The organism is Actinomadura physcomitrii (genome assembly GCF_008923205.2).
GTDB lineage: Bacteria > Actinomycetota > Actinomycetes > Streptosporangiales > Streptosporangiaceae > Spirillospora > Spirillospora physcomitrii.
The window spans coordinates 40,041-58,534 of record NZ_WBMS02000041.1 but is presented as its reverse complement, the minus strand read 5'-3'; the positions used below and the strand labels follow the sequence as shown (position 1 = coordinate 58,534).

The following is an 18,494-nucleotide window of genomic DNA, read 5'->3' as shown; positions in this document are numbered from 1 at the left end:
GCCGGAGCTCGAGGTATCCCGCAGGTCAGCTACATGATCGCGACTGAGCGCGCCGGGACCGTCCCGCTGCGCGACCGCGCCTCAGCCTCCGGCCAGCCGGTCCCGGAGCACCGCCTTGCGGACCTTGCCGGTGCCGGTGCGGGGCAGCGCGTCGACGTACTCGATCCGGCGCGGCGCCTTGAACCCGGCCAGCCTCGCCCGGCACGCGCCGATCAGCTCCTCGTCCGCCGGCCGCGCGCCGTCCGGCACGATCACCGCGCACACCGACTGGCCCCAGCGCGGGTCCGGCAGCCCCACGACGGCGACCTCCCCGACACCCGGGACCGTGCGCAGCACGTCCTCCACCTCCCGGGACGAGACGTTCTCGCCCCCGGTGACGATCACGTCCTTGAGGCGGTCGACCAGGTACAGGTACCCGTCCTCGTCGACGCGGCCGACGTCGCCGGTCCGGAACCAGTCCCCCGCGAAGGCCTCCGCGGTGGCGTGCGGGTCGTCCCAGTAACCGGGCGTCACCTGCGCGCCCCGCACGACGACCTCGCCGAGCGCGCCCGCCGGCACCGGCGACCCGTCCTCGCCGATCACCCCGATCTCGACGCCCTGCGCCGCACGTCCCGCCGACGCCGCCAGCCCGGGCCTCGACGCGATGGCGGCACGGTGGTCGTCCGGGGACAGGAACGTCGCGTTCCCGGACAGCTCCGTCATGCCGAAACCCTGGTTGAGGTCGCAGCCGAGCACGTCGTGCACGCGGCGCAGCAGCGGAACCGGCATCGGCGCCGACCCGTACGACACCACCCGCAGGGCGCCGCGCAACACCTCCAGCGCGGCCGGGTCGTCCGCCAGGTGCGCGAGCAGGTCCTCCAGCATCGTCGGCGCCAGCGACACGTTCGTCACGCCGTGCCGCCGCGCCGCCTCCACCAGGTCCGCTGGACGGAACCGGCGCATCACCACGGCATGCCGCCGGAACAGGTGGTGCAGCATCACCTGGTACCCGGCCACATGGCACAGCGGGAACGGCGTGCAGAACACATCGCCCGGACGGACCGGACGCCCCGACGCCGACACCCGCAGGCCCGCGAGCAGGCTCCCGTGCGTCAGCCGCACCCCCTTGGGGCGGCCCGTCGTCCCGCTGGTGAACATCAGCCACGCGACCTCGTCCGCGCTCGCCTCCGTGCGGGCCGGTCGCCGCGGCGCGTCCCAGGGCAGCTCGGTCACGGGAACCAGCGGTGGGCCCTCGCGCAGGTCCCCCTCGGCGGCCAGCCGGTCGAGCAGATCCGGCTCACCGACGACGAGCGCCGCGCCGCTGCGCGCGATCTGATCGGCCCACTCGCGCGGGTGCAGCCGCTGGTTGAGCGGCACGAGGATCCGGCCGTCCAGCGGAACCCCGTAATAAGCGACCACGTACTCCAGCCTGTTGTGCGCCAGCAGCGCTACGCGCGCCCCCTGCGGACACCGCTCGCTCAGGTAGCCGCTCAGCGCGTCCGTGCGCGCGCGCAGTTCCCGGAACGACCACGTCGTTCCGTTTACCGACAGCGCCGGAGCGTCGGGGGCGTCCTCCGCCGCAGCGTCGAGCACGTCGTAGAGCCGGTGGAGGTCTCCGCGCGGCGATCCGCCCATCACGTCCCTCTCCTCGAGATCCGGCGACGCAATCTACCGGCCGGGCGCGCCCGCCCCGCCCGCCGATGCCGCTCAGCGGAACGCCCCCGGAAACGCGGCAGGGCGCCTCCCGAAGGAGACGCCCTGCCGTTTCGCCCGTCCTCCCCAGGGGGGCGACCCCCTGGGGAGGACGGGCGGGAAAGCCGTGATCAGGCCTCTTCGAGCTCCGCGGTGAGGTTGCGGACCGCGTTCGGGTCGACGGGGATGCTCGGCCCCATCGACGTCGTCAGCGCGGCCTTCTTCACGTACCGGCCCTTCGCCGCGGACGGCTTGAGCCGCTGGATCTCCTCGACCGCCGCCGCGTAGTTCTCCACCAGCTGGCGCTCGTCGAACGACGCCTTGCCGATGATGAAGTGCAGGTTCGCGTGCCGGTCCACCCGGAACTCGATCTTGCCGCCCTTGATGTCGGTGACGGCCTTCGCCACGTCCATCGTCACCGTGCCGGTCTTCGGGTTCGGCATCAGGCCGCGCGGGCCGAGCACCCGGCCGAGGCGGCCGACCTTGCCCATCTGGTCCGGCGTCGCGACGACCGCGTCGAACTCCAGGAAGCCGCCCTGGATCCGCTCGATCATGTCGTCGGACCCGACCAGGTCGGCGCCGGCCTCGCGGGCCTCCTCCGCCTTCGCGCCGCCCGCGAACACCAGCACGCGGGCCGTCTTGCCGGTGCCGTGCGGCAGGTTGACGGTGCCGCGCACCATCTGGTCCGCCTTGCGCGGGTCGACCCCGAGCCGCAGCGCGACCTCGACGGTCGCGTCGAACTTGGTGACGCTGGTCTCCTTGGCCAGCTTGACGGCCTCGGCCGGGCTGTACAGCCGCTCCCGGTCGATCTTCTCGGCCGCCGCGCGGTAGCCCTTGCTGCGCTTCATGCTCGTTCCTCCAACGGAACTCGTGGTACGGACCGCGCCCGGCCCTGCCACTGGACGGTGAACTACTTGACCTCGATGCCCATCGACCGCGCGGTGCCCGCGACGATCTTCTCCGCGGCCGCCAGGTCCTTGGCGTTGAGGTCGGGCATCTTGGTCGTGGCGATCTCGCGGATCTGGTCCGCGGTGACCGAGCCGACCTTGGTCTTGTGCGGCTCGCCGCTGCCCTTCTCGACACCGGCGGCCTTCAGGATGAGCTGCGCGGCCGGCGGCGTCTTGGTGACGAACGTGAACGACCGGTCCTCGTAGATGGTGATCTCTACGGGGATGACGTTGCCGCGCTGGGACTCCGTGGCAGCGTTGTACTGCTTGCAGAAGTCCATGATGTTGACGCCGTGCGGACCGAGCGCGGTGCCCACCGGCGGCGCCGGCGTGGCCTGACCCGCCTGCAACTGGACCTTCACCAGGGCGGCCACTTTTTTCTTCGGAGGCATGTCTCTCCTCTGTGTTCCGTTTCGCTGTGGTCCCGACTCCCGGTTCTCCGGGCAACGCGGCGGGCGGAACATGACCGCCGTGTTGAGACCTTGGCCGACCCCGCATCCCCCGCGTGCGCGGTGAGCAACGCCGCACCTTGACGAGCGCAGCGACCTCGGGGTCATCCCCGCATGCGCGGGGCCGATCGATGCCCCTCGCCCGGAGGCGAGACGAGCACCGGGCCACCCCCGCGGAGGCGAGGGCGACCCGTCAAGACTACGTGCTGATCAGACCGCGCCGGACGGGCGGCGGCGGTCAGATCTTGGAGACCTGGTTGAAGCTGAGCTCCACCGGGGTCTCCCGGCCGAAGATCGAGACCAGCACCTTGAGCTTCTGCTGCTCGGCGTTGATCTCGTTCACGGTCGCGGGGAGGGTGGCGAACGGGCCGTCCATGACGGTGACCGACTCGCCGACCTCGAAGTCGACGGTGGCGGCGACCTTGGCCTGCTCCTTGGCCTTGGCGACACCCTCCTCCGGCTCGGGGGCCAGCAGGTTGGCGACCTCGTCCAGGCTCAGCGGGGACGGCTTGTTCAGCAGGCCGACGAACCCGGTCACGCCCGGCGTGTTGCGGACCGCGGCCCACGACTCGTCGGTCAGCTCCATCCGGACGAGGATGTAGCCCGGCAGGACCTTCTCGTTGACCTTCTGCCGCTTGCCGCCCTTGATCTCGGTCACCTCGTGCTGGGGGACCTCGATCTGGAAGATGTAGTCCTCCATGTTGAGGGTCTGGGTGCGGGTCTCGATGTTGGTCTTGACCCGGTTCTCGTACCCCGCGTAGGAGTGCACGACGTACCAGTCGCCAGGCTGGAGGCGCAGCTGCATCTTGAAGTCGGCGTACGGGTCGGCGGGCGGCTCCGCCGCGGCCTCCTCGTCCTCGCCGGCCTCCTCGTCCGCGCCCTCCTCGCCGGCGGGCACGTCGGCGGCGTCCGCGCCCTCGACGGCCTCGGCGAGGTCGGCGGCGTCCGCGGCGGCGTCGGGCGCGACGCCCTCGCCCTCGAGCTTCTCGTCCGCGGGCTCGGCCTCGCCGGCGGCGACGGCGGCCTCGGCCGCGTCCTCGGCGGGCGCGGCCGCCTGGCCGGCCGCAGCAGCCGCGGCGGACTGGGCCTCGTCAACGGCCTCGTCGTAGGGCGGCTGTGAGGGCTCGGACACGGTGACTCTCTCTCCGGACGGTCTGCGGTGATGGATATACGGTGCTGGCTTGCGGGTGGTGCGGCCGGACCGGGCGGCGGTGGCCGCGCGGCGGACCGGGCTCAGCCGAAGATCTCGTAGATCCCCTTCTGCAGGCCGTAGTCGAACCCGGACACGATCGCGACCATGATCAGCACGAACACCAGGGACACGGTGGTGTAGGTGACGAGTTCGCGGCGGGTCGGCCAGATGACCTTGCGCAGCTCGGCGATGACCTGGCGCACGAACAGCGCCGGGGTGGTCCGCCTGGGGGCGGACTTCCCCTTGCCTTCGTCCTTGGCCGCGGCCTCGCCGCGCATCTCAGTCGCCATTGCCGCCGTTCACCTCATAGGTCGTGTTCCAACCACCCAGTGGTTGTCGCGCGGACCCGCGCCGCGGGACGCCACGGCGGGCGCCGTGGCGCGGCCGACACCGGTGCGCGCACCGCACCTCGCAGGGCAGGAGGGACTCGAACCCCCAACCGCCGGTTTTGGAGACCGGAGCTCTACCAATTGAGCCACTGCCCTTCATTCTCCGGCTAAGGAGAACACCCGGCCGCGGGACCGGGTCGGTGCCGTGCCCCAGCTTACGACCTCTTGGGCATGCCCGTGTGCGGACAGGATCGTATACCGGTGACGCGTCACTAGGGAGGTGAGTCTACGTCCCCGAGCGCCCCGCGTCGAACCGGACGGCGCGCGAACCCCCGCGCACGCCGTGGACCCCGTGCCACCGGCCCTGATATATCGCTCGGGTCATGGCCTCGCTTCTGTAACGATAGGGATATGAGCATCGACCGTCCTCGCATCTCCAAGCGCATCGGCGCTATATCCGAGTCCGCGACGCTGGCCGTGGACGCCAAGGCCAAGGCCCTGAAGGCGGCGGGCCGCCCGGTCATCGGGTTCGGCGCGGGCGAGCCCGACTTCCCGACGCCGGACTACATCGTCGAGGCGGCGGTGACCGCCTGCCGGGTGCCGCGCTTCCACAAGTACACCCCGGCGGGCGGGCTGCCCGAGCTGCGCGCCGCCATCGCCGAGAAGACCGAGCGGGACTCCGGCTACAAGGTCGAGGCGTCGCAGGTCCTGGTGACCAACGGCGGCAAGCAGGCGGTGTACGAGGCGTTCGCGGCGCTGCTGGACCCGGGTGACGAGGTGCTCGTCCCGACCCCGTACTGGACGACCTACCCCGAGTCGATCAAGCTGGCGGGCGGCGTGCCGGTGGACGTGGTCGCCGACGAGACCACCGGCTACAAGGTGAGCGTCGAGCAGCTGGAGGCGGCCCGCACCGACCGGACGAAGGTGCTGCTGTTCGTCTCCCCGTCCAACCCGACCGGCGCGGTGTACTCCCGCGGCGAGATCGAGGCGATCGGCCGGTGGGCCGACGAGCACGGCCTCTGGGTGATCACCGACGAGATCTACGAGCACCTGGTGTACGGGGACGCCGAGTTCCACTCGATGCCCGTCGTGGTGCCGGAGCTCGCCGACCGCACGCTGGTGCTGAACGGCGTGGCGAAGACGTACGCGATGACGGGCTGGCGGGTGGGCTGGCTGATCGGTCCCGCGGACGTGGTGAAGGCCGCCGCGAACATGCAGTCGCACGCGACGTCGAACGTGGCGAACGTCTCGCAGGCCGCGGCGCTCGCCGCGGTGACCGGCGACCTGTCGGCCGTCGCGGAGATGCGCAAGGCGTTCGACCGGCGCCGCCAGACGATCGTGAGGATGCTGAACGAGATCCCCGGCGTGGTCTGCCCGGAGCCGGAGGGCGCGTTCTACGCCTACCCGTCGGTCAAGGCGCTGCTCGGCAAGGAGATCCGCGGCAAGCGCCCGGAGACGTCGGTGGAGCTGGCGTCGCTGATCCTGGAGGAGGCCGAGGTCGCGCTGGTGCCCGGCGAGGCGTTCGGCACCCCCGGCTACTTCCGCCTCTCCTACGCCCTGGGCGACGACGACCTGGTAGAAGGCGTCTCCCGGGTAGCCAAGCTCCTCTCCGAGTGATCCGGCTCGAATGAGAAGGCCCCGAGGCTCTCGCCTCGGGGCCTTCTCATTCGAGGACGCTCCGGCGGGGGTGTCCTGGCGGCCCCTCTCCGCCATTCGAGGACGGCCCCGCCGGAGCGTGGTCTAGGGGCGGACGCCGTCGGCGATCCGCATGAGCTGGTCCTTCGCGGTGCCGGCGGCGGTGACGGTGACGCCGGTGCCGGGCTTGGCGATCCAGGAGACCTGGCGGCCGGAGCCGGGGCGGTCGCCGGCGAGCGCGGGCATGCCGCGGACGGTGGTGCGGGTGGGGACGCCGCCGACGGGGGCGAGGTCGGTGAGGCCGATGCCGCTGCCCTTGACGAGGGCGATCTGCACCCAGCCGGACGTCCCGCCCCATTTGCAAGTGGTGGTGCGGCGCTTGGCGTCGCCGGTGACCGTGCAGGGGCCGGTGGCGGTGAGGCCGCCCGGCAGGTAGGTGACCCAGTCCGGGAGCTTCACCGCGGGGCCGGGGCCGCCGGGCCGCTCGTCTCCCCCGCCGGCGCCGCCGCCGGGCCGCGGGCGCGCGGACGGCTTCGGCGTTGATCCCGCCTCGGGCCTCCCCTCTGGCGACGGGGACGCGGGGAGGCCCGAGGCGGGCCGCCGTTCCGGCTGCTCGAGGATCGCCGGCCCGCCCGAGGGGCGGGAGGTGGCGGACTCTCCGGCAGGTGTGGCCCGGAACGACTGGTAGGTGGGCACCAGGGCGAGCGCGGCGACGGACGCGGCGGCGACGCCGACGGTGGCGCGGATCCGGTTGGCGCGGCGCCGGTGGCGGCGCCGCACGTCGGCCACGAGCGAGGGCGGCGCGGCGGTCCCGGCCACCTGCTCGGCCATGGCCGCGCGGAGTTCGCTCTCGAGGTCCATCGTTCAGCTCCCCATTGGCGCCAGGTTCGCGCCGAGTCGCTCCCGGAGTCTGGCGAGCCCCCGGGAGGCCTGGCTCTTGACGGTGCCGACGGAGCAGCCGAGCACCCGTGCGGTCTCCGCCTCCGAGAGGTCCTCCCAGAAGCGCAGCACGAGCACCGCCCGCTGCCGGGCGCCGAGCCTGCGCAGTTCGTCCATGAGCGTCCCCCTCAGCTCGACGGCGTGGGTACCCGCGAGCGTCGGCGTCTCGGGCGGCCTCGCCATGTGGATCTCCCGCAGCACCTTCCAGCGCCGGGACCGGCTGATCACCAGGTTGACCAGGATCCGGCGCACGTAGGGCTCGGGGTCGGTGTCGGCGTCCAGCCGTCCCCAGTGCCGGTACGCCTTTTCCAGCGCGGTCTGCAGGATGTCCTCGGCGTCCTGCCGGGCACCGCACATCAGCGAGGCGGTGCGCAGCAGGGCATCGCCGCGTTCCGCCACGAACTCAACGAACGACTCGTCGTCTCGACGCCCCACTGTTCTCCGTCCGGGTGGAGGGGATCCCGCGTCCTGGGCGGACGGCCCCGCACCTGGCCGTCCGCCCGGGTCCTTGTTTCTACTGCGCCTGCCGCAGGGCGGTGGCGACGTCCTTCGGCCCGCCGGCGAGGACGGGGCTGCCGTTGACGAACAGCGAGTAGCCGCTCGGGTCGAACACCAGGACCCCGCCGCCGCGCGGCCCCTGGTAGGCGGCGACGCCGTCGACGGTGAGCGGGGTGCCGCCCTCGGGCAGCTTCAGCGCCTGCCGGAGCTGATTCTGCGTCATTCCGGCGGGCGTCTTCAGCGTTTCGACGGTGAGCCACCGGCCGGCCTTGCCGGTCCACTTCTGCGTGACGGCGCAGATGTTCAGCTTCTTGAGGTCGGCGGTGCCGGGGGTGGCGGCGCTGTACTTGAGGCCCTTGGCGAGCATGACGGTCTTCTCGACGGGCCCGCCGATCTTCACGGCGGGGGCGAGGGTGCGGCAGTCGAGGGCGGGGACGGCGGGCACCGCGGGCTTGCCGGGGACGCGCGCGGACGGCTTGGCGGCCGGAACGCCGCCCTTGGGCAGCGGCTTGGCGGACGGCGCGCAGGCCGGCAACTCGGGCTTGCCGGACGGGAGCGCGGTCGGCCGGCTGCCGGGGGCGGCAACACCGGGGACACCGGGGTTCGGGACGGCGACCGTGGGCTTGGCGGCGGCCGCCTTCTTCTTGAGGGCGTCGGTCTGCTTGCGGAGCTTCTCCGTGCCGGGCAGCTTGCCTTCGGGCAGCTTGCCGGTCGTCGGGAGGCCGGCGGTCGGCAGGTCGCCCGGCTTGGGCAGGGCGCCGGTCTTCGGGAGCTTGCCCGTGGGGAGCTTGCCGGTCTTGGGGAGCTGCGTCGGCAGGCAGGTCGGCGCGGTCTTCGGCGCGGCGTCGACGACCCGGTGCGCGGCCGGCAGCTTCGAGTCGCCGGACTGGAGGCCCGCGTTGTGGTGGGAGCCGGTCATGGCCCACGTGGCGCCGCCGCCCACGGCCACGGTCCCGATGGCGCCCGCCGCGATCAGTGCGGCCTTCAGCGTGATCATCGTCTGTGTCCCTCTCTGCCCGTCCGTTGTTCTCCTCTTGCGCCCCTCGTATACGCGCGACCACGGAGCGGGGTTGCACGCGGGTTCCGAGTTTTTTCGGTGATGTCCACGGGCGGGGATGGCCGCCAGGTGCCATGCGGGGTAGTCCGGTGTGATGATCCTGGTGGGGCAGGGGTTCAGCGGGACGCGCCATCCGGCAACATTGGTCCATGGAGGCCCGTACCGTGTCACCCAGCCCGGCCCAGGACCGTTCCCCGCGAGGGAATGTGGAGCCGGCCCCCGCCGAACCCGCCGCCGCGCGGCCCGGCTCGGCCCGTCCGGACGTGGCCCTGCTCCCCAAGGCGCACCTGCATCTGCACTTCACCGGGTCGATGCGGCATTCGACGCTGGTGGAGCTGGCCGCCGAGCACGGCGTCCACCTGCCGGACGCCCTGGTGGAGGACTGGCCGCCGAAGCTGCACGCGACCGACGAGCGCGGCTGGTTCCGGTTCCAGCGGCTGTACGACATCGCCCGTTCCGTCCTGCGGACGCCCGACGACCTGCGGCGGCTGCTGCGGGAGACGGCGCAGGACGAGGCGGCCGAGGGGTCGGGCTGGCTGGAGATCCAGGTCGATCCGAGCGGGTACGCGGCGAAGTTCGGCGGGCTGACGCCGACCGTCGAGCTGGTGCTGGACGCGGCGCGCGAGGCGGGCGAGGCGGCCGGCGTCGGGATCGGCGTGGTGATCGCCGCGAACCGGACCCGGCACCCCCTGGACGCCAAGACGCTCGCGCGGCTCGCCGTCCGGTACGCCGGGCAGGGCGTGGTGGGGTTCGGGCTGTCCAACGACGAGCGGCGCGGCCGGGCCTACGACTTCGAGGGCGCGTTCCGGATCGCCAAGCGGGGCGGGCTGCTGTCGGACCCGCACGGCGGCGAGCTGCTCGGCCCGGCGAGCGTCCGGGAGTGCCTGGAGACGCTGGACGCCGACCGGATCGGGCACGGGGTGCGTGCGGTGGAGGATCCGCGGCTGCTGGAGCGCATCGTGGACCGGGGCGTGACGCTGGAGGTGTGCCCGGCGTCGAACGTGAGCCTGGGGGTGGCGGCGACGCCGGCGGACGTCCCGGTGCGGCGGCTGTTCGAGGCGGGCGCGTCGATCGCGCTGGGCGCCGACGACCCGCTGCTGTTCGGGTCGCGCCTCGCCCGCCAGTACGACCTGGTCCGGGACGTGCACGGCTTCTCCGACGCCGAGCTGGCGGAGCTGGCACGGCAGTCGGTGCGCGCGTCGGCCGCTCCCGACGACGTCCGCAAGCACCTTTTGAACGGCATCGACGCCTGGGGCGCTGAGGTCTTCTGAGGAATGGCGCGGCGCGCGGTGGGGCGTCCTGAGGTCGTCCCGCCGCGCGCCGGGTGCGGGTCAGGAGCTGGTTTCGGCGGGTTCGGAAGCCTTGACCGGGACCGGTTCGGCGGTGGCCGGGAGGTGGGCGGGGATCAGGAGGGCGGCGACGGTTCCGGCGCCGAGGGCGGCGGCACCGAGCCACAGCGCGGGCTGGAGGCCGTCGGTGAACGCCTGCGGGGTGGTGAAGTCGCCCTGCGCGGCGAAGACGGCGCCGAGGACCGCGACGCCGAGGACGGTGCCGAGCTGGCGCAGCGAGTTGCTCACGCCGGACGCGACGCCGGACAGCTCGGGCGGCGCGAAGCCGAGGACGGCGCGGGCGAGCGGCGGGAAGAACAGCGCCATGCCGATCCCGGCGAGGACGAACGCGGGCACCATCGCGCCGTAGCCCACGCCGGGCGAGAGGACGGCGGCGAGCCAGGCCAGGGCGGCGGTCTGCAGCGCGAGCCCGATCGCGAGGACGTACCGGATGCCGAGGCGGGCGATGAGCGGCGGGGTGAGCGGGGCGACGAGCAGCGGCATGCCGGTCCACGGCAGGGAGCGGACGCCGGCGCCGAGCGGGCTCATGTGCTGGATGCCCTGCATGAACTGGATGAGCAGGAACGTCGCGCCGAACATGCCGAACGACATGGCGAGGGCGAGGCCGTTGACGATACTGAAGCCGCGGCTGCGGAACATCCGCAGCGGGAGCATCGGTTCGGCGGTGCGCGCCTCGTAGGCGACGAAGGCGGCGACGAGGACGGCGCCGGCGATGAGGGAGCCGAGGACCTGGGCGCTGGTCCAGCCGTGCTCGTTGGCGCGGACGAGCCCGAGGACGAGGCCGAGGACGCCGCCGGCGATCAGGACGGTGCCGGGCAGGTCGAGGCGCTTGGCGGCGCCGCGGCTCTCGGTGAGGAACCCGGGGGCGAGGGCGAGCAGCACCGCGCCGACCGGGACGTTGATCCAGAAGATCCACTGCCAGGTGGCGGCCTGGGTGACGGCGCCGCCGAGGACGGGGCCGAGCGCGACGCCGAGGCCGCTCATCATGCTCCAGGCGGCGAGCGCGACGCTACGGCGGGCGGGCGGCACGGCGGCGGCGAGGAGGGTGAGGGTGAGCGGCATGACGATCGCGCCGCCGGCGCCCTGGACGGCGCGGGCGGCGATGAGCGTGCCGATGTCCGGGGCGAGCGCGGCGGCGGCGGACGCGGCGGTGAAGACGGCGAGGCCGCCGATGAACAGCCGGCGGCGTCCCCACCGGTCGGCGATCGCGGCGGCGGGCAGCAGCAGGACCGCGAAGGTGAGGGTGTAGGCGTTGACCGTCCATTCGAGGCCTTCGAGGCCGGTGCCGAGGTCGGTGCGGATGTCGGGGAGCGCGTTGGTGACGATGAGGTTGTCGAGCGCCACCATGAACAGCGCGATGCCGGTGACGATGAAGGTGCGGACGGGATGCGGCGTCTTCATTAGTTATCACTCACTAACTCGGGCGGGTAAAAAAAATCGGCGTCGGTCCGGACGGCCGGCCGCTCACCGGCCGTCCGGATCGAGGGCATCGGCGCCCCGCAGCCCCTCGGACCAGGCTTCCAGCGACGCGGGCAGATCGTCGCCGGGGACGTACGGGACCTGGAACGCGGTCAGCACGTTCACCAGCGTGCCGACCGCCATGAACCGGACGACCTCCTCCGGCGGCGCGCCGCTCAGGTCGCCGACCAGCCGGAACAGCCGCGCCCACCGGTGGTGGCCGAGGCGGGCCAGCTCGTCCTCACCGACCGCGGCGCCGTAGATCTTGAGCTGGAAGCGCAGCAGCGTCGGGTCCTCGCGCAGGAGCCGGCGGTAGGCCTCGGCCATCGCGGTCATCGCCTCCTTGCCGTGCAGGCCGCCCGCGGCGTCCCGCAGGACGGTCTCGATGTCGGCGAAGCAGCGGTCGGCGGCGGCGAGGAACAGGGCGCGCTTGGTCGGGAACAGCCGGAACATGTAGGGCTGGGAGACGCCGACGCGCTCGGCGATGGCCGCGGTGGACGTGCCGTCGTAGCCGCCGCTCGCGAACTCGGCCATCGCAGCCTTGATCGCCAGCTCGCGGCGCTCGTCGGCGCTCATCCTCGGGCCCATGGAGAGTAAGTTAGTGTCTGATAACTAACTTCGTCAAGAGCTCAGCCGCCGGCGCCCTCGACCAGCAGCAGGGCGCCGAACACCGCGAACCCCGCCGCCGCGCCGTACTTGATGACCCGCTCGGGCAGCCGCTTGCCCAGCGCCTGCCCGACCACGATGGCGAGGGCGTCCGCCGCTACCATCCCGATCGTCGAGCCGAGCCAGATGCCGGTCAGCCCGAGGAACCCGCCGTGGTCGGCGGCGAGGGTGATCGTCGCCAGCATCGTCTTGTCGCCCAGCTCGGCGAGGAAGAACGCCGTGCCGACGGCCAGGATCGCCGAGCCGCTCGCCTTGCGGGCCTTGTCGCGCTCCTCGTCGTCCAGCTCGTCGCCGCGCAGCGTCCACATCGCGAAGCCGAGGAACGCCAGCCCGGCGAGCACCGAGATCGGCCGGGTCGGCAGCGCGGCGCCGAGCACCGCGCCGACCACGACGCTCGCCAGGTGTACCAGCGCGGTCGCGGCGGTGATGCCGATCAGCACGGGCATCGCGCGGAAGCGCGTCGCGAACGTCATGGCCATGAGCTGGCTCTTGTCGCCGAGCTCCGCGACGAAGATGACGGCCAGGCTGATGATGAATGCGGTGACCACGGGTCCCTCTCGCTCGGATGCCGGGCGGAGGGCGGGGGGAGCCGTTTCGGGCGTGCGACCTCGACCCGGCATGACTGCCGGGCCGAAGGTCTCGTCCGCCTCCTGCGGAGGCCCGCGCGACCGGGCGCCGTCCGCGGCGCCAGCATGTCGATCACGCGATTGGGACTACTCCCCCTCGACGCGAGCAGGCTATCAAGCGCCCCACCTGCGACGTCAAAACGAGGCCGGGGCTCAGAGGGCGACGCCGACCATGACGGGCTCGTTCACCAGCTCCACGCCGAACGCGTCGCGGACGCCCGCGCGGACCTCGCGGGCCAGCGCCAGCAGGTCCGCGGTGGACGCGCCGCCCGGGTTCGTCAGCGCGAGCGTGTGCTTGGTGGAGATGCGCACCGGGCCGCGCGCGTGGCCCTTCGCGAACCCCGCCTTGTCGATCAGCCAGGCGGCGGACGTCTTGGTCCGCCCGTCCGGTTCCGGGTAGCGCGGGAAGGCCGCGTCCGGGCCGAGCCGCTCGGCGACGCGGCGCTCCAGCCCGGCGAGCTGCTCCGAGGTGAGGATCGGGTTGGTGAAGAACGAGCCGGCGCTGCGCGAGTCGGGGTCGGCGGCGTCCAGCACCATGCCCTTGCCGCGCCGCAGCTCCAGGACGGCGTCGCGCGCCTCCTTCAGCGACACCCGCTCGCCCGGCCGCACGCCGAGGCGCCTCGCCAGCTCGGCGTACGCGATCGGCTGCGACTCCTCCGTCTCGCGCAGCGCGTACGTCACGTCCAGCACCACGTACCGGTCATTGCCCTTGAACACGCTGTGCCGGTAGGTGAAGCGGCACGCGTCGCGGTCGAGGGTCACGCACGCGCGCGCCCGCCGGTCGTACGCGCGGACCTCCACGATCGTCTCGCTGACGTCCTGCCCGTACGCGCCGACGTTCTGGATCGGGGTCGCGCCGACCCGCCCAGGGATTCCGGACAGGCACTCGACGCCGGCGAGACCGTCCGAGACGCAGCGCGCGACGAACGGGTCCCAGTCCTCGCCGGCCCGCACCCGGACCAGGACGGTATCGCCGTCGCCGGCGGTGCGCTCGACGCCGCGGGCCCCGACGTGCACCACGGTCCCCGGGAACCCGGCGTCCGCGACCACGAGGTTGCTGCCGCCGCCGAGCACCAGCACCGGCTCGCCCGCGTCGTCGGCCTTGCGGACCGCCGCGACCAGTTCCGCCTCCGTCGTCGCCTCGACGAAGCGCCGCGCCGGGCCGCCCAGCCGCAGCGTGGTGTACCCGGCCAGGTTCACCTCTTCCGCGAACACCGCCACCGTGCCGTCCCCTCCCCGTCCCTGCACGTCCGTGCGCACCGGCCGGACGCCCGGCCGGTGCGTGCCCGGCGGGCCTCAGGCGAGCCGGACGACGGCCTTGGCGCGCGTGAGGACCTTCTGGTCGTTCGACCTGGCGGTGAGCGCCACGACGACCTTGTTGTCGTCGAGCTTCTCCTCCACCTTGCCGCTGATCTCCAGGGTCGCGCCGCCCTCGTCGGGCACCACGACCGGCGAGGAGAACCGTACCCCGTAGTCCACCACGGCTCCCGGGTCCCCGGCCCAGTCGGTCACGAACCGGCCGCCCTGCGCCATCGTGAACATGCCGTGCGCGATGACGTCCGGCAGCCCGACGGACTTGGCGAAGCTCTCCCGCCAGTGGATCGGGTTGAAGTCGCCGGACGCGCCCGCGTACATCACCAGGTTGGCGCGGTCGATCGGGTAGGTCCGCGCCGGGATCTCGGTGCCGACCTCGACGTCGGCGTAGTTCACCTTCGCGGTCATCAGGCCCCCCGCTCCACGATCGTGTTGTAGGTCTTGCAGATCAGCTCGCCCTCGACGGTCTTCACGTCCGTCTCGACGACCATCTTCTCGTTGTTGCCGATCGACTTGATCTCGGTGATCGTCGAGGTGCAGGTCACCACGTCGCCGGCGCGCACCGGGCGGGTGTACTCGAACCGCTGCTCGCCGTGCACGACCATCGCGTAGTTGAGGCCGAGGTCGGGGTCGGCGAGACCGGGGTTGCCCAGCGACACCACGATCGGGAACGTCGGCGGGGCGATGACGTCGGGGTGGCCCGCCGCCTTCGCGGCCTCGCGGTCGCGGTAGATCGGGTTGCCGTCGCCGATGGCGTCCGCGAACTCGCGGATCTTCACGCGGCTGACCTCGTACGGCTCGCTGGGCGGGAAGCTCCGCCCGATGAAGTCGCGGTTGAGTGCCATGCAGTCCGTCCCTCCAGGTCCCGGCGGGGTCGCGCGGCCGCGGCGCCCTCGTCGGAGCACGATTGCAACGTCTCGACGGGACCGTAACAGAATGACGTTCAGCCCGCCCCCGCGGGTCTCACCGCGGGGGCGGGCTGATCGATGTCAGGGCAAGCGCCAAGAAGTTGTCGTGCCGTGGACGATGCGGCGAGCCGCGGCGTCCGGACCCGGGTTAGCGGGTCTCCCGGTGCGGACGGTGGGTCCTGGCCCTCAATGAGCGCAGCGGGGCAGTACTTCCCGTCCGGACCCGGGTTAGCGGGTCTCCCGGTGCGGACGGTGGGTCCTGGCCCTCAATGAGCGCAGCGGGGCAGTACTTCCCGTCCGAACCCCGGCTAGCGGGTCTCCCGGTGCGGACGGTGGGTCCGGCAGTTGGGGCAGTACTTCTTGATCTCGAGGCGGTCCGGGTCGTTGCGCCGGTTCTTCCGCGTGATGTAGTTGCGGTGCTTGCACTCCTGGCAGGCCAGCGTGATCTTCGGCCGTACGTCGGTGGCAGCCACGATGGAGTGCCTTTCTGAGCTAGGAACATGGACTACGCATCCCGGACGCCCCGGAAGGGCGACCGGAGATTCGACCCAGCCCTGCTCACCCCCGCGGGGGTGAGAGAGATGGGTAGTAGCGAGGGCCGGACTTGAACCGGCGACACAGCGATTATGAGCCGCTTGCTCTGCCTGACTGAGCTACCCCGCCGTGCTGGTCGGTGTGGACCGGATTGCAAGGATACCGGATGCTCACCTGACCTCGGAAACGCGAATTCCCGGATCGAGGATCGGGGAACCGGCGTTCCGTGGGCCCGCGGGCCGCTCCCCAGAGTACCCGGTGGATGTGGGTGACCCGGCGAACGCCCTGCTGGAACCGGTGGGACGGTATCACAGGGCCCCGATTGGAGCGAATCGGTCCGCGCCCGCCCGTCCCGGCGCGCGGGGAGGTTCTTCCCCCGCCCGCGGCGGGGCGCGGGCCTGGAACGACGAAGGCCGCCGTCCGATCGTCCGGATGGCGGCCGTGGTGCCGTTGAGCCCCTTTACGGAATCGAACCGTAGACCTTCTCCTTACCATGGAGACGCTCTGCCGACTGAGCTAAAGGGGCTTGCGTCGTTCGCGCAGGGAAAACGATACACGGACTCGGGACCGCGCGCGAACTGGATTCCCCCGGGCGCCGCTGGCAGGCGTCTTCGCAGGTCAGCGCAGCAAGCTCCGGGCGATGACGAGCTGCTGGATCTGGCTGGTGCCCTCGTAGATGCGGAACAGCCGGACGTCGCGGAAGAACCGTTCGACGGAGACGCCGCGCATGTAGCCCATGCCGCCGAAGACCTGGACGCCGCGGTCGGCGACGCGTCCGACCATCTCGGAGCAGAAGTACTTGGCGCAGGACGGGCCGAGCTTGGTGTCCTCGCCGGCGTCGTAGGCGCGGGCGGCCTCCAGCACCATGGACCGTCCGGCGTACAGCTCGGCCTGGGAGTCGGCGATGAGGCCCTGGATGAGCTGGTACTCGCCGATGGCGCCGCCGCCCTGGTGGCGGGTCTTGGCGTACTCGACGGTGTCGTCGAGGATGCGCTGGGCGAGGCCGACGCAGAGGGCGGCGATGCTGAGGCGCCCGTGGGCGAGGGACGCCATGGCGGTGCGGAACCCGGTGCCCTCCGTCCCGACCATCGCTGTCGCGGGGACGCGGACGCCGTCGAAGAACACCTCGGCGGTGTGGGCGCCGCGCTGGCCCATCTTCTGGTCGGCGGGGCCGACGCTGAGGCCGGCGGTGCCGCTCTCGACGAGGAAGGTGGAGATGCCGCGGGAGCCGGGGCCGCCGGTCCGGGCGAAGACCATGAAGACGTCGGCCTCGGGGGCGTTGGTGATGAACCGCTTGGCGCCGTTGATGACGTAGTCGTCGCCGTAGCGGGTCGCGGAGGTGGTCAGCGTGCTCGGGTCGGATCCGGCCTCGGCCTCGGTGAGCGCGAACGCGCCGACGATCTCGCCGGACGCGAGGCGCGGCAGCCACGCGGCCTTCTGCTCGTCGGTGCCGGAGTGCACCAGGACCTGCCCGGCGATGCCGTTGCTGGTGCCGAACATGGAGCGGAACGCGGGGCTGGTGTAGCCGAGCTCGAAGACGAGCCGGACCTCCTCGCTCAGCGACAGGCCGAGCCCGCCGTACTGCTCGGGCAGGGCGTACCCGAACAGGCCCATGTCCCGGGACGTCCGCCGCAGCGGCTCCGGGATCGCGTCGGTCTCCTCGATCTCCTCCTCTCGGGGGACGACCTCGTCGCGGACGAAGCTGCGGACGGCCTTGAGCACGTCGGCGAAATCCTGTGACTCCATGCCGACATTCTAGAATCAGATTCCACAATGTTCGCCCGGCGGCCCCGCTGTGCCAGGGTGATCACCTATGAGTGCGGCGCTCCACCAGGTCGTCGACGAGATCGTCCGCGCGGCGATCGTCGAGGACCGGTCCTTCGGTGATCTCCTCCCCCGGCTGATGCGGGAGGCGCAGACGGCCTCCGTCGAGGCGAAGGCGGCGGCGCTGCCCCGGATGGCGGAGGGCATCGCCGAGGCGCCGGTGAACCTCGGCGGGTGGCTCGCGGTCGTGTCCGGCGCCTGGATCGAGGACGGCGCCGACCCCGACCCGGTCGGCCGCGCCGTCGTCCACCGGCTCACCGAGGCCACCGCGGCGGCGCTCGCGTTCGGCAACGCCTGGACGGAGGCGACGGGCGGGAAGCCGCCCGACATGCAGGAGGAGCAGCCCTCCCAGCAGGTCTTCGACACCGTCAAGCCGGTGCTCGGCGACGGCACGGTGACCGCGATGATGTCGTGGTTCGCGCTGCCGCAGTTCGCGATGGCGTCCAGCACCGTCCTGCAGACGTCCCCCGCCACCCGCACCGGCCTGGACGACCGCGACTTCCGCGCGTTCGCCGCCGGCAAGGCCGCCGAGCACCTCCCGCACATGGACCACGTCCAGGCGCTGCTGCGGGTGCTGGACGGCGAGCGGATCCTCGTCCTGGACCGCGCCACCCGGCGGGGCTGGACGGTCACCATCGGCGGCATCGGCGACAACTTCCAGCTGCACGTCCTGCTCGCAGGCGCCCTCATCGGGCGTCCCGGCTGCATGCCCGGCACCCCGCCGCCGCCCGAGATCGTCGCGTGCTTCCTGGACGCGGACGTCCCGCCGGGCCCGCCGATCGTCTCCAGCCCGTGGAACCTCGTCGACGCCCACGGCGAGTGGATCTACAACGAGGGCGTGCCCGCCGACGTCCCGGCCGTCAACGGCACCCGCGTCGTCGTCCTCGACCCGCCGTCCTACGAGCGCACCTTCCCCGCCGGACGCCGCTTCCCGCGCATGCCCGCAACCCTCCGCGTCGACGGCATGCACCTCCCCGAAGACCTGACGGCGTGGTGGCCGCACATCGCCCCACCAACCCGTTGAGTTGTGGGGGGGGGGGGGGGGGGGGAGCGGGCGAAAACACGCCCCACCCCACACAAAGACACACAAACCGCGGA

19 protein-coding genes and 3 tRNA genes are annotated in these 18,494 nt (G+C 72.4%); 3 read left to right on the top strand and 19 right to left on the bottom strand.

The window, feature by feature from the left end:
- Positions 1–81 precede the first annotated feature (81 nt).
- The 6 genes from F8568_RS36570 to F8568_RS36545 form a co-directional block, all read right to left on the bottom strand.
- Positions 82–1,614: a class I adenylate-forming enzyme family protein gene (locus tag F8568_RS36570; RefSeq protein ID WP_151598211.1), complete on the bottom strand. Its 1,533-nt coding sequence runs from the start codon at positions 1,612–1,614 to the stop codon at positions 82–84.
- Between the two features lie 188 nt (positions 1,615–1,802).
- Positions 1,803–2,519: a 50S ribosomal protein L1 gene (rplA, locus tag F8568_RS36565; RefSeq protein WP_151598210.1), complete on the bottom strand. Its 717-nt coding sequence runs from the start codon at positions 2,517–2,519 to the stop codon at positions 1,803–1,805.
- Between the two features lie 62 nt (positions 2,520–2,581).
- Positions 2,582–3,010, bottom strand: a complete 429-nt coding sequence (rplK, locus tag F8568_RS36560; protein WP_151598209.1) for a 50S ribosomal protein L11 — start codon at positions 3,008–3,010, stop codon at positions 2,582–2,584.
- A gap of 295 nt (positions 3,011–3,305) precedes the next feature.
- A complete protein-coding gene (nusG, locus tag F8568_RS36555) occupies positions 3,306–4,199 on the bottom strand; it encodes a transcription termination/antitermination protein NusG (RefSeq protein ID WP_151598208.1) in 894 nt (297 codons plus the stop codon).
- 101 nt (positions 4,200–4,300) lie between these two features.
- On the bottom strand, positions 4,301–4,549 hold the full coding sequence (secE, locus tag F8568_RS36550; protein WP_151598207.1) for a preprotein translocase subunit SecE: 249 nt from the start codon (positions 4,547–4,549) through the stop codon (positions 4,301–4,303).
- 122 nt (positions 4,550–4,671) lie between these two features.
- Positions 4,672–4,744 (bottom strand) — tRNA-Trp (locus tag F8568_RS36545).
- 255 nt (positions 4,745–4,999) lie between these two features.
- Between F8568_RS36545 and F8568_RS36540 the strand changes: the two genes are divergently transcribed.
- Entirely contained in the window at positions 5,000–6,205 is a 1,206-nt protein-coding gene (locus F8568_RS36540; RefSeq protein WP_151598206.1) for a pyridoxal phosphate-dependent aminotransferase, read from the top strand.
- 123 nt (positions 6,206–6,328) lie between these two features.
- Here the strand turns inward: F8568_RS36540 and F8568_RS36535 are convergent, their stop codons facing one another.
- The 3 genes from F8568_RS36535 to F8568_RS36525 all read right to left on the bottom strand — a co-directional run bounded on the left by F8568_RS36535 (position 6,329) and on the right by F8568_RS36525 (position 8,657).
- Positions 6,329–7,084 (bottom strand): hypothetical protein, encoded by a 756-nt coding sequence (locus F8568_RS36535; protein WP_151598205.1) that lies wholly within the window; start codon positions 7,082–7,084, stop codon positions 6,329–6,331.
- A 3-nt stretch (positions 7,085–7,087) separates the two neighbouring features.
- Positions 7,088–7,597 (bottom strand): SigE family RNA polymerase sigma factor, encoded by a 510-nt coding sequence (locus F8568_RS36530; protein ID WP_151598204.1) that lies wholly within the window; start codon positions 7,595–7,597, stop codon positions 7,088–7,090.
- A 79-nt stretch (positions 7,598–7,676) separates the two neighbouring features.
- The gene (locus tag F8568_RS36525) at positions 7,677–8,657 is read right to left on the bottom strand and encodes a hypothetical protein (protein WP_151598203.1); all 981 of its coding nucleotides are present in this window, start codon (positions 8,655–8,657) and stop codon (positions 7,677–7,679) included.
- A gap of 209 nt (positions 8,658–8,866) precedes the next feature.
- Here F8568_RS36525 and F8568_RS36520 point away from each other — a divergent pair, with 209 nt between their 5' ends.
- A complete protein-coding gene (locus tag F8568_RS36520; protein ID WP_151598202.1) occupies positions 8,867–9,988 on the top strand; it encodes an adenosine deaminase in 1,122 nt (373 codons plus the stop codon).
- 60 nt (positions 9,989–10,048) lie between these two features.
- Here F8568_RS36520 and F8568_RS36515 read toward each other — a convergent pair whose 3' ends face one another.
- The 10 genes from F8568_RS36515 to F8568_RS36470 all read right to left on the bottom strand — a co-directional run bounded on the left by F8568_RS36515 (position 10,049) and on the right by F8568_RS36470 (position 17,318).
- The gene (locus F8568_RS36515) at positions 10,049–11,467 is read right to left on the bottom strand and encodes an MFS transporter (RefSeq protein ID WP_151598201.1); all 1,419 of its coding nucleotides are present in this window, start codon (positions 11,465–11,467) and stop codon (positions 10,049–10,051) included.
- A 63-nt stretch (positions 11,468–11,530) separates the two neighbouring features.
- On the bottom strand, positions 11,531–12,112 hold the full coding sequence (locus F8568_RS36510; RefSeq protein ID WP_202125757.1) for a TetR/AcrR family transcriptional regulator: 582 nt from the start codon (positions 12,110–12,112) through the stop codon (positions 11,531–11,533).
- 41 nt (positions 12,113–12,153) lie between these two features.
- The gene (locus F8568_RS36505) at positions 12,154–12,738 is read right to left on the bottom strand and encodes a TMEM165/GDT1 family protein (protein ID WP_328601180.1); all 585 of its coding nucleotides are present in this window, start codon (positions 12,736–12,738) and stop codon (positions 12,154–12,156) included.
- Between the two features lie 231 nt (positions 12,739–12,969).
- On the bottom strand, positions 12,970–14,037 hold the full coding sequence (locus F8568_RS36500; protein ID WP_151598234.1) for a UDP-N-acetylmuramate dehydrogenase: 1,068 nt from the start codon (positions 14,035–14,037) through the stop codon (positions 12,970–12,972).
- Positions 14,038–14,112: 75 nt separating this feature from the next.
- Positions 14,113–14,538, bottom strand: coding sequence for a MaoC family dehydratase (locus F8568_RS36495; RefSeq protein WP_151598199.1), 426 nt, complete (start codon positions 14,536–14,538; stop codon positions 14,113–14,115).
- Positions 14,538–14,975: a MaoC family dehydratase N-terminal domain-containing protein gene (locus tag F8568_RS36490; RefSeq protein WP_151598198.1), complete on the bottom strand. Its 438-nt coding sequence runs from the start codon at positions 14,973–14,975 to the stop codon at positions 14,538–14,540. The genes F8568_RS36495 and F8568_RS36490 overlap by 1 nt, the downstream gene beginning before the upstream one ends.
- Before the next feature lie 371 nt (positions 14,976–15,346).
- Positions 15,347–15,511 (bottom strand): 50S ribosomal protein L33, encoded by a 165-nt coding sequence (rpmG, locus tag F8568_RS36485; protein WP_026404241.1) that lies wholly within the window; start codon positions 15,509–15,511, stop codon positions 15,347–15,349.
- A 116-nt stretch (positions 15,512–15,627) separates the two neighbouring features.
- A tRNA-Met gene (locus tag F8568_RS36480) sits at positions 15,628–15,701 on the bottom strand.
- Positions 15,702–16,025: 324 nt separating this feature from the next.
- Positions 16,026–16,098, bottom strand: a tRNA-Thr gene (locus tag F8568_RS36475).
- A 92-nt stretch (positions 16,099–16,190) separates the two neighbouring features.
- Positions 16,191–17,318, bottom strand: coding sequence for an acyl-CoA dehydrogenase family protein (locus F8568_RS36470; protein WP_151598197.1), 1,128 nt, complete (start codon positions 17,316–17,318; stop codon positions 16,191–16,193).
- Between the two features lie 67 nt (positions 17,319–17,385).
- Between F8568_RS36470 and F8568_RS36465 the strand changes: the two genes are divergently transcribed.
- On the top strand, positions 17,386–18,420 hold the full coding sequence (locus tag F8568_RS36465) for a hypothetical protein (RefSeq protein WP_151598196.1): 1,035 nt from the start codon (positions 17,386–17,388) through the stop codon (positions 18,418–18,420).
- Positions 18,421–18,494: the final 74 nt, after the last annotated feature.